The organism is Micromonospora sp. M51 (assembly GCF_018070305.1).
In the GTDB taxonomy this organism is placed as follows: Bacteria; Actinomycetota; Actinomycetes; order Mycobacteriales; family Micromonosporaceae; genus Micromonospora; species Micromonospora parva.
In genome coordinates this window covers 1-14,117 of sequence record NZ_JAGPXZ010000067.1, presented here as the reverse complement: position 1 = coordinate 14,117, position 14,117 = coordinate 1, and the positions used below count along the sequence as shown (strand labels likewise).

Here is a 14,117-nt window from a genome sequence, read left to right as displayed (position 1 = left end):
ATCACGATGACTCACAGACATCACGCTCAATAGCGGATGTGTCTCCAGCGCTCGTCCGTAAGTCACTCCGCGGTGGGCCCGACCGCAGGACGGGCTACGGCGGCGGGCTGCGCGAGCGGGGCGAGCGGGCCGGGGCGTGGGCCGAAGGCGGGCGGTGAGGCGAGGGCGGGGCGAGGGCCTAAGGCGGTGGCGGGGCGGGGCGTGACCGGGGCGCGGGGCGGGGCGGCTAGGCTGGCTTACCGTGCTCGTACTCGTGGTGGACAGCTCGACGCCCGCGGTCACCGCGGCGCTGGTGGAGGTCTCGGCAGACGGCGTGGCGTCGCGGGCGCAGCGGTGCACCGTCGATGCCCGCGCGCACGGTGAGCTGCTCGCGCCCCAGGTGGACGCGGTCCTCGCCGACGCCGACGCGCGTCCGCGTGACCTGACCGCCATCGTCGCCGGGCTCGGCCCGGGACCGTTCACCGGGCTGCGGGTCGGGCTGGTCACCGCCGCGACCATGGGTCAGGTGCTCGGCATCCCCACGTACGGTGTCTGTTCGTTGGACGCCATCGGCTACCCGGCGGCGTCCGGCGCGCCCGTCCTGGCGGGCAGCGATGCGCGGCGCAAGGAGCTCTACTGGGCCGTCTACGACGGCGCCGGTCAGCGGATCGTCGGGCCTGAGGTGTCCGCACCGGCGGTCGCCGCCGCGCGCGCCCGCGAACTGGGCGCGACGATCGCTGTCGGTGACGGGGCGCACCGGTACGCCGAGGTCCTGGACCTGCCCGTCCGGGTCGAGCCGCGCTACCCGGATGCGACAGTGCTGGCGCTGCTCGCCGCCGAGCGGATCCGGGCGGGCGCGCCCAGCGAGCGGCTCACTCCGCTCTACCTGCGCCGCCCCGACGCGGTGGCGGCGACCGGCCGCAAACCGGTCCTGCCATGACGGCGGTACGGCTCGAACCGTTCCGCTGGTGGCACATCGACGACGTGCTGCCGATCGAGGCGGACCTCTTCGGCGCCGAGCAGTGGTCGCCCGCCATGTTCTGGAGCGAACTCGCCAACGGCCACCACTACCGGGTCGCCGTCGACCCGGACGGTTCGGTGCTCGGCTACGCCGGGCTCGCCGGCGTGCCCCCGGACGAGGTCTGGGTGCAGAACATCGCCGTCCGCCGGGACGCCCAGCGGCGCGGTGTGGGCCGCGCCCTGCTGGAGGAGTTGCTCGCCGAGGCGGCCCGGCGCGACGCCCGCAGCGCCCTGTTGGAGGTCGCCGTGGACAACGCCGCGGCACAGCGGCTCTACGCGACCTACGGGTTCGAGCCGATCGGGGTGCGCCGCGGCTACTACCAACCAAGCAACACCGACGCGCTGGTCATGCGGCGCGACGCCGAGCTGACCGGGGACGGACCACGCGACCATGGCTGACGAACCACTGATCCTGGGTATCGAGACCTCCTGCGACGAGACCGGCGTCGGCATCGTGCGGGGACACACCCTGCTGGCCGACGCGCTCGCCTCCAGCGTCGAGGAACACGCCCGGTTCGGCGGTGTGGTGCCGGAGGTGGCCAGCCGGGCACACCTGGAGGCCATCGTGCCGACCATGGACCGGGCGCTGAGCGAGGCCGGCGTGACGCTTGCCGACATCGACGCGATCGCTGTCACCTCCGGGCCGGGACTGGCCGGCGCGCTGCTGGTCGGTGTCGCCGCCGCCAAGGGGTACGCGCTCGCCGCCGAGAAACCCGTCTACGGCGTCAACCATCTCGCCGCGCACGTCGCGGTGGACACCCTTGAGCACGGCCCGCTGCCCGAGCCCGCCATCGCGCTGCTGGTGTCCGGCGGCCACTCGTCCCTCCTGCTCGTCGACGACCTGGCCCGGGGTGTCACCCCGCTGGGCGCCACCATCGACGACGCGGCCGGCGAGGCGTTCGACAAGGTCGCCCGGCTGCTCGGGTTGCCGTTCCCGGGCGGTCCCCCCATCGACCGGGAGGCCCGGGCCGGCGACGCCGCCTCGATCGCCTTCCCCCGGGGCCTGACCGCCGCCAAGGACCTCGCCGCCCACCGGTACGACTTCTCGTTCTCCGGTCTGAAGACGGCGGTGGCCCGGTGGGTCGAGGCCCGTCAGCGCGCCGGCGAGCCGGTGCCGGTGGCCGACGTGGCCGCGTCCTTCCAGGAGGCGGTCTGCGACGTCCTCACCAGCAAGGCGCTCGCCGCCTGCCGCGCCCAGGGCATCGAGACCCTGGTCATCGGCGGGGGAGTGGCGGCGAATTCCCGGCTGCGGGCGATGGCCGAGCAGCGGGCCGAGAAGTACGGCATCCAGGTCCGGGTGCCCCGGCCGAAGCTGTGCACCGACAACGGTGCGATGGTGGCCGCGCTCGGTTCGCACCTGGTCGCCGCCGGGGTCGCGCCGAGCAGACTGGACCTGCCGGCCGATTCGGCGCTGCCGCTGACCACGGTCAGCGTGTGACGGGAGCGGCCGACATGATCGTGCGGATGTGGGAGGCGCGCGCCGAGGCGTACGGCGTCGCCGACCTGATCACCTGGGTGTGCGACACCGCCCTGCCCGAGGTGGAGCACGACCCGCTCCACGTCTCCAGCGAGGTCTTCTCCTCCACCGACCACCGCGTGGTGGTCATCTCCAAGTGGCGCAGCAACCCTCGCCCGCTGCCGGACCCGCCCGCCCTGCTGGTGGCCCGCGCCCCGCACTCCTGGGACTTCACCCAGGTAGACCGCTGACGCGAGCCACCAACCGCCGCCGCCGCTGACCGTCAGTTGCGGCGCAACATCCGGTACGTGGCGATTCCGCCAGTGCCCAGCGCGGCGAGGAAGACCAGCCAGACGACGGTGCTGCTGACCCCGACCTGCGGGCCGGTGTTTGCGGAGGCGGCGGCCAGCAGCCCGTCCTCACCCGGGGCGGGCAGCGCGGCCGGCGGCAGCTCCGGCCAGCGGACCAGGCCGGTGCTCTCCAGCATCTGCATGTGGTGCTGGACGAATCCGTTGGCGTCCTCGCAGAGCTTGCGGACCGTGGCGTCCCGAGTGCTGGCCCGGACCGCCCCGATCACCGGGAAGATCTTGCCGTGGGCGACCCGGAGCCGGGTGACGAAGATCTGGTCGAAGCGGGCGCCGGACGCCTTCTGCATCTCCGCCAGCCAGCCCTTCTGCTCGGCCGTCGGCTCGGAGGGGATGGTCGCGCCGAGTTTGTTGGCCGCCTCCACGACGAGTTCGTCGAGCTTCTGGTGCTCGTTCGCGATGCCGGCGCCGATCTCCCGGACCTTCGCCGACTGTCCCTTCTCGGCGGCCATCTGGCCGGCTGGCATCTCCCACAGTCCGGCCAGCCGTACCCCGTTGAGCAGTGTCATGTCGGCGGCGTTGAGCTGTTGACCACCGGCGGGCGCGGCGACGGCCACTCCGGGCAGGACACCGACCCCCGCGATGATCGCGATGAGCAGCAACGCCGCTCGGTGGGTCCGATTGCCCAGTCGGCGATGGGCGGATCTGAGCGGTGCCATGTCTGTGGTGCCTCCTCGGTCCGGACCGGATCGCGTCTGGACCGGGCAGCCGTACCTGCCGGTTGCCCGTCCGCCCACTGGTACGGACTGATCGCGCGATCAGTTCACCGTCGGGCGGCCCGGATCAGCGGGTGACGGCGAGCAGGCCGCCGAGCAGCAGCAGGGTGAGCGCCGCGGCGGCGAAGACCATCAGCAACTCCTGACGCCCGCGCCCGACCGAGTCGGCGTCGACGACCGGGTCCGGCAGGGCCGGTAGGTCGCGGGTCAGCGCGGCCAGGTCGCCGAGGGTGCGCGCGGTCCACACCGCACCGGCCCGCTCGGAGAACTCGTCCAAGGTCAGCCGGCCCGCCGCGGTGTGTTGGTGCAGCGCGGCGACCACCCGGTTGCGGTCGTCGTCGGAGGCGCGCAGCTCGACATCCACGCCGGACAGCGTACGCGGATCAGCCCACGTCGAGGGGGTCCGCGAGGAGCCGTTCGAAGGCCAGCTCGGCGGCGCCGATCAGGGGCGCGTCAGCGCCCAGTTTCGGGGTGCGCAGCCGGACGTGTTCCAGGCAGGCGCCGAGCGCGTTGGAGTTGAGCCGACTGCGGATCTGGGCCGCCGCCGCGAGGTAGAGGTCACGCATGGTCCCACCGAAGATGACCATCTCGGGGTTGAAGATGTTCACCAGGTTGGCCACCCCGAAGCCGAGCCAGTCGCCGGCCTGACGGACCGCCGTCTGGGCCCGGGCGTCTCCCCGGTCGGCCGCGTCGAAGACCTCCAACAGTGCGTCGCGGCCCCGGGCGTCGGAGCGTCCGGCGGCGTGCAGGAGGCCGTGCTCACCGATCTCGGTCTCCCAGCAGCCCCGGGAGCCGCACTCACACGGCCTGCCGTCGCGGACCACCTTCATGTGGCCGACCTCGCCGCCGTATCCACCGTGGCCGGTCAGTCGACGTCCACCGGCGATGATGCCGGCCCCCACGCCGACGTCGCCGTACAGGTAGAGGACGTTGTCGCAACCCGCCGCCACACCCCGGGCGTGCTCGGCGAACGCGGCGACGTCGGCGACGTTGCCCACGGTGATCGGCACAGCGATGCCCAACTCGTCGGCGAGAGCCGCGCCGATCGGCTCGTCCACCCAACCGGTGGTGGGGCCGAGCCGGACCAGACCGTCGTCCCGGCGGACCATGCCGCAGACGGCGACGCCGGCACCGACGCAGATCGCGTCCGCCGGAACCGTCTGCTGCATCTCCTTGACCGCGCCGGCCAGCAGCGGCGCGGCCTCCGCGGCCAGCAGGCCGCGTGGCCGGTCCAGATCCCGGCGGTCCAGGACCGCGCCGCCCAGCCCGATCCGGGCCGCGCGCAGGCGGTCCACCTCCACCGAGTACGCGTACGCGTAGACCCGGGCCGACTCGGGCCGGACGACGAGTGACGGTCGTCCGGCCCGGCCGGTTTCCTTCGGTGCCCCTTCGCTGACCAGCCCCACTGCGGACAGGTCGGCGGTGAGCGCGCCGATGGTGCTGCGGTTGAGGCCCAGCGTGGTGGTCAGTTCGGCGCGGGTGGTCGCCCCGTGGACGTGCACGTGCCGCAGCAGGGCACCGAGGTTCTGCCGTCGGACGTCATCCTGGCTTGGTCCTGGGCGCATGCTGGTGCTACCTCCCGCGCGGTCAGCGGGTGCCGGTGGCTGCCGCGCGGCGGCGGGAGAGCGCGTCGACGCTGGCCGCGAGCAGCAGCACGACGCCGGTGACCACGTACTTGACTCCCGCGCTGTACCCCATCAGGCCCATTCCGTTTTCGATGACCGCGACCACCGCGCCGCCGAGTACGGCGTCGAGGACGCGGCCCTTGCCACCGAAGAGGCTGGTGCCGCCGATCACCGCCGCGCCGACCGCGTAGAGCAGTACGTTACTGCCCCCGGTGTTCGGGTCGACCGAGTTGGCCCGGCTGGCCGCCACGATGCCACCGATGGCGGCCATCGACGAGCAGATCATGAAGACCGAGATCCGGATCCGGTCGACCTCGATGCCGGCCCGCCGGGCGGCTTCCCGGTTGCCACCCACGGCGTAGATGTGCCGGCCGTAGCTGGTGCGTTGCAACACGAAGGTCCCGATGACCAGCAGCACCGCGATGACCGGCACCACGATCGGCACGCCCTTGAGTGAGCTGATCAGGACGTTGCGGCTGCGCTCCAGGTTGAGCACGTACACGGCGGTGCCGAGGATGACGGCGAGCCCGCCGATCCGCAGCGCCACCACAGCGATCGGGTCGGTGATCAGACCGCGGGCCACCCGGATGCGGTGACGCAGCAGTTGCACCGCCGCGTAGCCGACGACCGCGACGGCGGTCAGCGCCCAGCCCACCGTGGGGGCGAGGTTGCGGTTGGCGATGGCGACCAGCACCTCGTCGCGGACGGAGATGTTGGTGCCCTCCTTGACGAGCAGCAGCACGACGCCCTGGAAGGCGAGGAAACCGGCGAGGGTGACCACGAAGGACGGAATGCCGATCTTCGCGACCAGCATGCCGAGCGTGGTGCCGATGACCACGCCGGTGGCGATCGCGGCGAGCACGGCGACCCACCAGGGGTAGCCGAGCACGGTGACCACATTGGCCAGTACCGCCGCGCAGACGCCGCTGGCGAAGCCGGCGGAGAGGTCGATCTCGCCGAGCAGCAGCACGAAGACCAGACCCATCGCGATCAGCGTGACCGCCGCGCCCTGCGTGAAGAGGTTGGCGAAGTTGCCGGCGGACAGGAACGACGACGGCCGCATGATGGCGAAGACGGTGCAGAGCACGATCAGGCCGAGCACGGCCGGCAGCGCGCCGACGTCGCCACCGCGTACCCGACTCAGGTAGGTGCGGGCGTGGCCTCCGACGGTCGGCGGGGGTGTGACGGCGGCGGGGCCGTCCTTCCGCACGGCGGTGGTGGTCATCGGACGCCTCCTGAGATCGAGTCGGCCGGCTGCGGGCCGTCGCCGTTGCTGCCCGGGTCGGTGGCGAGGCCGAGCCCGCCCGAGCGCCCGGCGGTGATCAGCTCGACCACCTGGGCGTGGGTGATGTCGGTGGTCTTCACCTGGGCGACCATCTGGCCGAGGTACAGCGCGGCGATCCGGTCGGAGACGGCGAAGACGTCGTTCATGTTGTGCGAGATGAGCACCACGGCCAGGCCGTTGTCGGCGAGGCGGCGGACCAGTTCGAGCACCTGGGCGGTCTGTGCCACGCCGAGCGCCGCGGTGGGCTCGTCCAGGATGACCAGCTTGCTGTTCCAGAGCACCGCCTTGGCGATGGCCACGGTCTGGCGCTGACCGCCGGAGAGGCTGGAGACGTGCTGGCGAAGTGACGTGACGGTGCGGATGGAGAGCCCCGCCAGCGTTTCGGCGGCGAGCTGTTCCATGGTCGGCTCGTCCAGGACGATGCCGCTGCGCTTCTCCCGGCCGAGGAACATGTTCTGCACGATGTCCAGGTTGTCGCAGAGCGCGAGGTCCTGGTAGACGACCTCGATGCCGAGCGTGGCGGCGTCGCGGGGGCTGCCGATGTGTACCGGTTCACCGTTGAACAGGAACTCTCCGGCGTCGATGGGGTGGATGCCGCTGATGCACTTCACCAGGGTCGACTTGCCGGCGCCGTTGTCGCCGACCAGTGCGGTCACTTCGCCCGGGTGGACGGTCAGGGCGACGTCGCGGAGCACCTGGACGGGACCGAAGCTCTTGTCGATCCCGCGGAGTTCCAGCAGGGGAGTCGCGGACACGGGGGTCTCCTTCTTAAGGGAGGGTCGGGGCCCGTCCGGCGGGCGCCGCCCGGCACGGGAGGGTGCTCCCGTGCCGGGCGGCGATGGTCGTCCCGGCGGGTACTGCGGCGTCGGTCAGCTGATGCCGGCGTCGGCGCAGAGCTTGGCGTACGCCCCGGCGCAGACCTCTTCCTTGGTCACGTAGCCGTCGGCGATGACGTCCTTGACGTTCTCCTTGTAGATGGCCTTCGGGGTGAGCAGCACCGACGGGACGTCGCGGCCACCCTCCGGGTCCTTCACCGTCTGCCCGGTGTCCTTCTTCTCGCCCTTGGCGAGCGCGATGGCGAGGTCGGAGGCGGCCTTGGCCTCTTCCCGAACCGCCTTGTAGACGGTCATGCACTGGTCACCGACGAGGATGTTCTGCAGGCCCTCGGTGCTGGCGTCCTGCCCGGTCACCGGCACCTTGCCGTTGAGCTTGTTCTTCTTGAGGATCGAGATGGCCGCGTTGCCGAGACCGTCGTTGGCGGCCAGCACGCCGTCGATCTTGCCGTTGGCCTTGGTGAGCTGCTGCTCGAAGATCGTCGCGGCCTGCGCGTTGTCCCACGCAGGCACCGCGTCCTCGGGGCCCTTGACGTACTCCTTGGAGTCGAACTTCGGCTTGAGCACCGAGTCGTAGCCGGCCTTGAACAGGGTGGCGTTGTTGTCGGTGGGGGAGCCGTTCAGGTACGACACGACGGGGTTCTTGACGCCCTTGTCGGTCAGGCACTTCGACAGGCCCTCGCCCTGGAGCTTGCCGACGGTCTCGTTGTCGAAGCTGACGTAGTACTGGGCGGAGCCGCCGAGGGTGAGCCGGTCGTAGTCGATGGTGGCGACGCCCTGCGACTTGGCCTTGTCCAGCACTGCCTTGCCGGTACCGGAGTCCAGGTTGACGATCATCAGGGCGGTGACGCCACTGGTGATCATCTGGTCGGCGATGGTCTGGAAGGCGGTCTTGTCGTTCTGGGCGTTCTGAATGTCGTACTGGACGCCGGCGGCCTTGAACGCCTCCTCCAGGAACCGACGGTCCGCGGTCTCCCAGCGGGCCGAGGACTTGCTGTCCGGGAGGATCACGCCGATCTTGGGGGTCTTGGCGGCGGCGCCGCCGTCGCCGGAGTCGTCGCTGCAAGCGGTCAAGCCGCCGGTCGTGAGCAGGCCCACGGCGGCGATGGTGAGGATCCCCTTACGCATGTGCAGGGTCCTTTCGGAGGTGGGGGAGGTGTTGTTTTGTTGTGTCCGGCAACGTATTTCGCGTCACACCGGCTACACAAGACCGCGCAGGTGCCTAGTTTGTTGGGAGCGATAACAATTCAGCAACGCGACTGTTACTCCGCGGGTATCCCACGGGGAGAGCGACGTAACGACTGTCGTCAGCTGCTCTGCAACACCGCGGTACGGGCGTCGGTCAGCGCCACCAGATCCGCCGCTGCCAGTTCGAGTTGCAGTCCGCGCCGACCAGCCGAGACGTAGATCGTCGGCAGTTGCAGCGCGGACTCGTCCAGCACCGTGGGCAACCGCCGACGCTGCCCGAGCGGGCTGATCCCACCGCGTACATAGCCGGTTGCCCGCTCGGCGACCGCCCGATCCGCCAGCACCGCCCGCTTGCCGCCGACCGCCGCCGCGAGCGCCTTGAGATCCAGCTCTCCGGTCACCGGCACGACCGCCACGGTGAGCGCCCCGTCGACAGCGGTCACCAGCGACTTGAACACCCGCTCCGGCGCCACGCCGAGCGCCACCGCCACCAGCGCGCCGTAGTTCGGGGCGTCCGGCGACACCCGGTACGGATGGGTGCGATGCGCGATCCCGCGCTTGACCAACAGTGCCGTCGCCGGCGTGCCCTGTCCCGCCACGGCGACGACGTTAGTGGACCGGCCGGCCGATGAGCACCGTCGGTGCGCCGTCGACCCGGGTGAGCACCAGACTCGCCGCCTCGTCCCCGGCCAGCCGCAGGTCCTTGCGGAGCTGCTCCGGGACGAGCGCCGAACCCCGCTTGAGGATCTCCACGCGGCCCACCCGCCGGTCCCGCAGCAGCGCCCGCAGGCGCTTGAGCGAGAACGGCAACACGTCGGTGATCTCCAGACAGCGCGCGTACGGGGTGCGGGTCGGCTGGTCGGCGTAGAGGTAGGCGATGCTCGGATCGGCCAGGGTGGCGTCCAGCTCGGTGGCCAGTTCGGCGACGAGATGCGCGCGCACCACCGCCGGCTCCGGGTCGTACAGGTAGCGGCGTACCGGCCCGACCGGCGCCTCGGCGGCACCCGAGCCGGTGAGCTGGTCACGGTGGATCTCGCTGCCCCGCTGCCGGTAGAGGGTGGCGCGGCGGGGCACCTCCGCCAGCTCACCGCACCAGAGCGCCGCCTCGACCAGGTCACCGTCGACGCCGACCCACTCGGCCTCCGCCCCGGCCGGGATGAGCCCGTGGTCCAGGCCCGGCGCCACCTTCACCACAGTGCGCGGCACCCGCTCGGCCAGCCCGGTCACGAAGTCCCACGGCGGCGAGTAGGCGCGCGGGTCGAAGATTCGCCGCCCGGTGCCGCTCGTGCGGCGGGCCGGGTCGCAGAAAACGCCGTCGACCCGTGACACGTCGAACCCGGTCGCGTCGCCGCACTCGACGGTGAACAGCTCGGCCAGGCCGGCCGCCGTGGCGTTGGCGGCGGCCATCGCGGCGGTCACCGGGTCGGCCTCCACCCCGTACACCCGGATGCCGGCACGGGCGGCGGCCAGCGCGTCGGCCCCCAGCCCGCAGCCGAGGTCGGCCAGGGTGCGCACGCCGGCCGCGGACAACCGGGCGGCCCGACGGTCGGCGACCACCCGGCGGGTGGCCTGCTCCAGGCCGGGGCGGGTGAGGAACATCCCAGCGGCGGCCGAGCCGAACTTGCCGACCGCCCGGTGGCGCAGCTCGGCCTGGGTGAGGGCTGCCGCGGCCAGCGTGGGCGGCACCCCGGCCGCGCGCAGCGCCGAGGCCGCGGCCAGCGGGTCACCGCCGGCCAGCCCGGCCGCCGCGGTGAGCGCGGCCGACCCCTCAGGGGTACGCAGCGCCGCCAGCTGATCGAGATCCACCCGGTCATTGTCCCGGCCGAGCCGGAAATCCTGGCTGGCGGGGCGCGACGCGCTGGCACTCTCCTTGACGGAGTGCTAGCCACGGAATACCCTGCGATTAGCACTCTCACCCTGAGGGTGCCAGCTTCCGGGTCTCGCGACCCGGGTGCGCACGCCAGGCGGACCGGCACCCGCGACGACGGCACCGCCCGGTGGCATGAGGCAGATTGACGCTGGCCAGCCCCGCTGGTCAGCAACGAAACCAGTACCCCAGGAGGGTATGCCCGTGACTACCGCGACCAAGGTTGCGATCAAGCCGCTCGAGGACCGCATCGTGGTCCAGGCGAACGAGGCTGAGACCACCACGGCGTCGGGCATCGTGATCCCCGACACCGCCAAGGAGAAGCCGCAGGAGGGCACCGTCCTCGCTGTGGGCCCGGGGCGCGTCGACGACAACGGCAACCGGGTTCCGGTTGACGTGCAGGTCGGCGACACCGTCCTCTACTCGAAGTACGGCGGCACCGAGGTCAAGTACGCCGGCGAGGAGTACCTGGTGCTCTCCGCCCGCGACGTCCTCGCGGTCATCGAGAAGTAAGCAACCGATCAGTGCCACTGCCCCGGTCCGGCTCGCCGGGCCGGGGCAATGGCGCTTCGAAGGGACATTAATGGCGAAGATCCTGAGCTTCTCGGACGACGCCCGGCACCTGCTGGAGCACGGTGTCAACGCCCTCGCGGACGCGGTCAAGGTCACCCTCGGCCCGCGCGGGCGCAACGTCGTCCTGGACAAGAAATTCGGTGCGCCGACGATCACCAACGATGGTGTGACCATCGCCAAGGAGATCGAGCTCACCAACCCGTACGAGAACCTTGGCGCGCAGCTGGTCAAGGAGGTGGCGACCAAGACCAACGACGTCGCCGGCGACGGGACCACCACCGCGACCGTGCTGGCCCAGGCCATGGTCCGGGAGGGTCTGCGCAACGTGACCGCCGGGACCAACCCGGCCGGCCTCAAGCGGGGCATCGACGCGGCGGCCACCAAGGTCTCCGAGGCGCTGCTCGGCAAGGCTGCCGAGGTCACCAGCAAGGAGTCGATCGCGAACGTGGCGACGATCTCCGCGCAGGACTCCACGATCGGCGATCTGATCGCCGAGGCGATGGAGCGCGTCGGCCGCGACGGTGTCATCACCGTCGAGGAAGGCTCGATGCTCACCACCGAACTGGACGTGACCGAGGGTCTCCAGTTCGACAAGGGCTTCATCTCGCCGAACTTCGTCACCGACCTGGAGAGCCAGGAGTCCGTCCTCGAGGACGCGTACATCCTGGTCACCACCCAGAAGATCTCGGCGATCGAGGAGCTGCTGCCGCTGCTGGAGAAGGTCCTGCAGAACAGCAAGCCCCTGCTGATCATCGCCGAGGACGTGGACGGCCAGGCGCTCTCCACCCTGGTGGTCAACTCGCTGCGCAAGACCCTCAAGGTCTGCGCGGTCAAGGCCCCGGGCTTCGGTGACCGGCGCAAGGCGATGCTCCAGGACATCGCGATCTCCACGGGCGCCGAGCTGGTCGCCTCGGAGCTGGGCTACAAGCTCGACCAGGTCGGCCTGGAGGTGCTCGGCACCGCCCGGCGCGTCGTGGTCGACAAGGAGAACACCACGATCGTCGACGGCGGTGGCCAGAAGGCCGACGTCGCCGACCGGGTGTCCCAGATCCGCAAGGAGATCGAGGCCTCCGACTCCGAGTGGGACCGGGAGAAGCTGGCCGAGCGGCTGGCGAAGCTCTCCGGTGGCATCGCCGTCATCAAGGCCGGCGCGGCGACCGAGGTCGAGATGAAGGAGCGCAAGCACCGCATCGAGGACGCCGTTCGCAACGCGAAGGCCGCCGTCGAGGAGGGCATCGTCCCGGGTGGTGGCGTCGCGCTGGTGCAGGCCGGCAAGACCGCCTTCGACAAGCTCGACCTGGTCGGCGACGAGGCGACCGGTGCGAACATCGTCAAGGTCGCGCTGGACGCCCCGCTGCGGCAGATCGCCGTCAACGCCGGCCTTGAGGGCGGCGTCGTGGTGGAGAAGGTCCGTAACCTCGAAGCGGGTCACGGCCTCAACGCCGCCAACGGCGAGTACGTCGACCTGCTGGCCGCGGGCATCATCGACCCGGCCAAGGTGACGCGCTCGGCGCTGCAGAACGCCGCTTCCATCGCGGCGCTCTTCCTCACCACCGAGGCTGTTGTCGCGGACAAGCCGGAGAAGACCCCGGCTGCCCCGGCTGGCCCGGGTGGCGGGGAAATGGACTTCTGAGTCCAGTACCGTCACACCGAACGGGGCGGGCCGCGGACGCGGTCCGCCCCGTTCGTCGTCAGGTCGGTAGGGGGCGCTTGTTGCGCCGTTTCTGTGCCCTGCTGTACGGCGGAAGCAGTTGGATCGGCGCGTCCACCATCTCCTGAGGTTCCTCGGCCATCGACGGCTCACCGTCGGTGGTCATCTCGGCCAGTTGCTCGGCGTCGCCGTAGTCGAGCCGGTCGAACGGCAGTTGACCGGGGAGTTCACCCACCGGCTTCCAGGTGATCGGCGGGCCGTCCTCGGTCTGGTTGTCATCCGTGGTCATGGCTGCCTCCTCTACCGAAACGGTAGGGGGCGTCGATGGCCGACGCGGGCGAAAGGATCTACGTCCTGTTTGCCCCGGTTAGGTGATCGGTAGGGTTTTCCGGTACAGGAAGAAGACCCGCTCGATCCGTGCGCCCGCGCTGCCCGAATAGAACGGCACGGGCCCCACCCAGCCAATCTGTGCCCGGTCCAGCCCCGCCGCCCGCAGGTCGCGCAGGCAACGCCGCAACAGCACCCCACCGATGCCCGACCCCTCGGCGGCCGGCGCGGTGCCCATCGGCCCGAACCAACTCGGCCGCGACGACCCGTACGCGGCGAAGCCGAGCAGCTCGCCGTCCCGCTCCGCCAGGTGGCAACCGGCGTCCGCGCGCCCCACCGACCCGGCCAACTCACCGTCCCAGGTACCGCCGAAGGTGGATCTGGCGAACGCCGTCAACGCCGGCAGGTCCGCCGGCTCCGCCCGCCGTACGGTGACGCCCTGGTCGGCCAGCCGCCGCTGGGCAGCCTCGGTGGACCGCAGTGCCGGCGACCCGTCGTACGACAGGTCCGCTGTCATGTTCCAGGCGGTCCGGTCCTGCTGGTAGCCGAGCGCGAGGGCGGCGCAGACCGCCGGCGTGTAGCGGACGTCGATGCCCGGCCACGCGTAGTACGGCGGATTCCCGGCCAGCAGCACCTCGGTCACCCCCCGCTCGGCGAGCACCCGCTCGGCCCGCTGGAGCAGGGCCCGGCCGACACCCCGACGCCGCTGATCACTGTGAACCGCGACCAGGTCCACGTGCCCGATCCCCGGCTCGGCCGACGACACCGAGCAGATCAGCACCCCCACCAGGTCCGCGCCCCGGTACGCGCCGAGCCCGACCACCGGCCGGTCGGCGGAGGCCCGCGGCCAGAGCACGTCCACGATGGAAGCCGCCTCGGCGGCGTCCTCGGGCAAGTCGAGCGCCTGCTGGCAGAGCCGTACCACGGTGGGGGCCAGGTCGGCGGTCAGCTCGGTGACGGTGATCTCGGCGTCCATGGTCGCCGACCCTAGATCACCGGCTGTCGGGTCGCACCCCCTACTCCCGCCGGGCGGCGCGCACGGCGGCGTACGCGTCGACCTGGCCGGCGCCGGTCACGTTCGACGGCCCACCGCAGGCGTCGGAGGGGCTGTCGGAGCGGTAGGTGGGCGTCGCCGCCGTGGCGGTGTCCCGGAGGATCTGCCGGGTCCGGTCCACGTCGCCGACCAGCGCCGGGTTCGCCGACCACATCAACGCGACCACCCCGGCCACCGC

17 protein-coding genes are annotated in these 14,117 nt (G+C 71.5%); 6 read left to right on the top strand and 11 right to left on the bottom strand.

Annotation, left to right across the window (positions count from 1 at the left end):
* Window positions 1–241 precede the first annotated feature (241 nt).
* Genes tsaB through KBX53_RS06250 form a run of 4 tightly spaced genes read left to right on the top strand, consistent with a single transcriptional unit; the run spans window position 242 to window position 2,706 of the window.
* Window positions 242–919 carry a tRNA (adenosine(37)-N6)-threonylcarbamoyltransferase complex dimerization subunit type 1 TsaB gene (gene tsaB, locus KBX53_RS06265; protein WP_030330023.1) on the top strand — a complete coding sequence of 226 codons (678 nt, stop codon included), beginning with the start codon at window positions 242–244 and terminating at the stop codon, window positions 917–919.
* Window positions 916–1,398: a ribosomal protein S18-alanine N-acetyltransferase gene (gene rimI / locus KBX53_RS06260; RefSeq protein WP_030330024.1), complete on the top strand. Its 483-nt coding sequence runs from the start codon at window positions 916–918 to the stop codon at window positions 1,396–1,398. Before tsaB ends, rimI begins: the two co-directional genes overlap by 4 nt.
* A complete protein-coding gene (gene tsaD, locus KBX53_RS06255) occupies window positions 1,391–2,437 on the top strand; it encodes a tRNA (adenosine(37)-N6)-threonylcarbamoyltransferase complex transferase subunit TsaD (protein ID WP_210858112.1) in 1,047 nt (348 codons plus the stop codon). Before rimI ends, tsaD begins: the two co-directional genes overlap by 8 nt.
* A 14-nt stretch (window positions 2,438–2,451) precedes the next feature.
* Complete coding sequence (locus KBX53_RS06250) at window positions 2,452–2,706, top strand: hypothetical protein (protein ID WP_030330028.1); 255 nt, start codon at window positions 2,452–2,454, stop codon at window positions 2,704–2,706.
* A 32-nt stretch (window positions 2,707–2,738) separates the two neighbouring features.
* Here KBX53_RS06250 and KBX53_RS06245 read toward each other — a convergent pair whose 3' ends face one another.
* The 8 genes from KBX53_RS06245 to KBX53_RS06210 form a co-directional block, all read right to left on the bottom strand.
* Window positions 2,739–3,479, bottom strand: coding sequence for a DUF4142 domain-containing protein (locus tag KBX53_RS06245; RefSeq protein WP_030330030.1), 741 nt, complete (start codon window positions 3,477–3,479; stop codon window positions 2,739–2,741).
* A gap of 124 nt (window positions 3,480–3,603) precedes the next feature.
* Complete coding sequence (locus KBX53_RS06240; protein WP_030330032.1) at window positions 3,604–3,900, bottom strand: DUF1707 domain-containing protein; 297 nt, start codon at window positions 3,898–3,900, stop codon at window positions 3,604–3,606.
* Between the two features lie 19 nt (window positions 3,901–3,919).
* Window positions 3,920–5,101, bottom strand: a complete 1,182-nt coding sequence (locus tag KBX53_RS06235) for an ROK family protein (RefSeq protein ID WP_030330034.1) — start codon at window positions 5,099–5,101, stop codon at window positions 3,920–3,922.
* A 22-nt stretch (window positions 5,102–5,123) separates the two neighbouring features.
* Window positions 5,124–6,386: a sugar ABC transporter permease gene (locus KBX53_RS06230; RefSeq protein WP_210858111.1), complete on the bottom strand. Its 1,263-nt coding sequence runs from the start codon at window positions 6,384–6,386 to the stop codon at window positions 5,124–5,126.
* Window positions 6,383–7,201, bottom strand: coding sequence for an ATP-binding cassette domain-containing protein (locus tag KBX53_RS06225; RefSeq protein WP_030330038.1), 819 nt, complete (start codon window positions 7,199–7,201; stop codon window positions 6,383–6,385). The genes KBX53_RS06230 and KBX53_RS06225 overlap by 4 nt, the downstream gene beginning before the upstream one ends.
* 114 nt (window positions 7,202–7,315) lie before the next feature.
* The gene (locus KBX53_RS06220) at window positions 7,316–8,407 is read right to left on the bottom strand and encodes a sugar ABC transporter substrate-binding protein (protein ID WP_030330040.1); all 1,092 of its coding nucleotides are present in this window, start codon (window positions 8,405–8,407) and stop codon (window positions 7,316–7,318) included.
* Window positions 8,408–8,586: 179 nt separating this feature from the next.
* On the bottom strand, window positions 8,587–9,066 hold the full coding sequence (ybaK, locus tag KBX53_RS06215; protein WP_210858110.1) for a Cys-tRNA(Pro) deacylase: 480 nt from the start codon (window positions 9,064–9,066) through the stop codon (window positions 8,587–8,589).
* Between the two features lie 10 nt (window positions 9,067–9,076).
* A complete protein-coding gene (locus KBX53_RS06210) occupies window positions 9,077–10,273 on the bottom strand; it encodes a methyltransferase domain-containing protein (RefSeq protein ID WP_210858109.1) in 1,197 nt (398 codons plus the stop codon).
* A gap of 259 nt (window positions 10,274–10,532) precedes the next feature.
* Here KBX53_RS06210 and groES point away from each other — a divergent pair, with 259 nt between their 5' ends.
* Window positions 10,533–10,847, top strand: a complete 315-nt coding sequence (groES, locus tag KBX53_RS06205) for a co-chaperone GroES (RefSeq protein WP_030330046.1) — start codon at window positions 10,533–10,535, stop codon at window positions 10,845–10,847.
* Between the two features lie 70 nt (window positions 10,848–10,917).
* The gene (gene groL, locus KBX53_RS06200) at window positions 10,918–12,540 is read left to right on the top strand and encodes a chaperonin GroEL (protein ID WP_210858108.1); all 1,623 of its coding nucleotides are present in this window, start codon (window positions 10,918–10,920) and stop codon (window positions 12,538–12,540) included.
* A 58-nt stretch (window positions 12,541–12,598) separates the two neighbouring features.
* Here groL and KBX53_RS06195 read toward each other — a convergent pair whose 3' ends face one another.
* The 3 genes from KBX53_RS06195 to KBX53_RS06185 form a co-directional block, all read right to left on the bottom strand.
* Window positions 12,599–12,847: a hypothetical protein gene (locus KBX53_RS06195; protein ID WP_210858107.1), complete on the bottom strand. Its 249-nt coding sequence runs from the start codon at window positions 12,845–12,847 to the stop codon at window positions 12,599–12,601.
* Window positions 12,848–12,925: 78 nt separating this feature from the next.
* Entirely contained in the window at window positions 12,926–13,861 is a 936-nt protein-coding gene (locus KBX53_RS06190) for a GNAT family N-acetyltransferase (protein WP_210858106.1), read from the bottom strand.
* Between the two features lie 40 nt (window positions 13,862–13,901).
* Window positions 13,902–14,117: hypothetical protein (locus KBX53_RS06185; RefSeq protein WP_210858105.1), on the bottom strand; the 216-nt coding region annotated here is incomplete at its 5' end.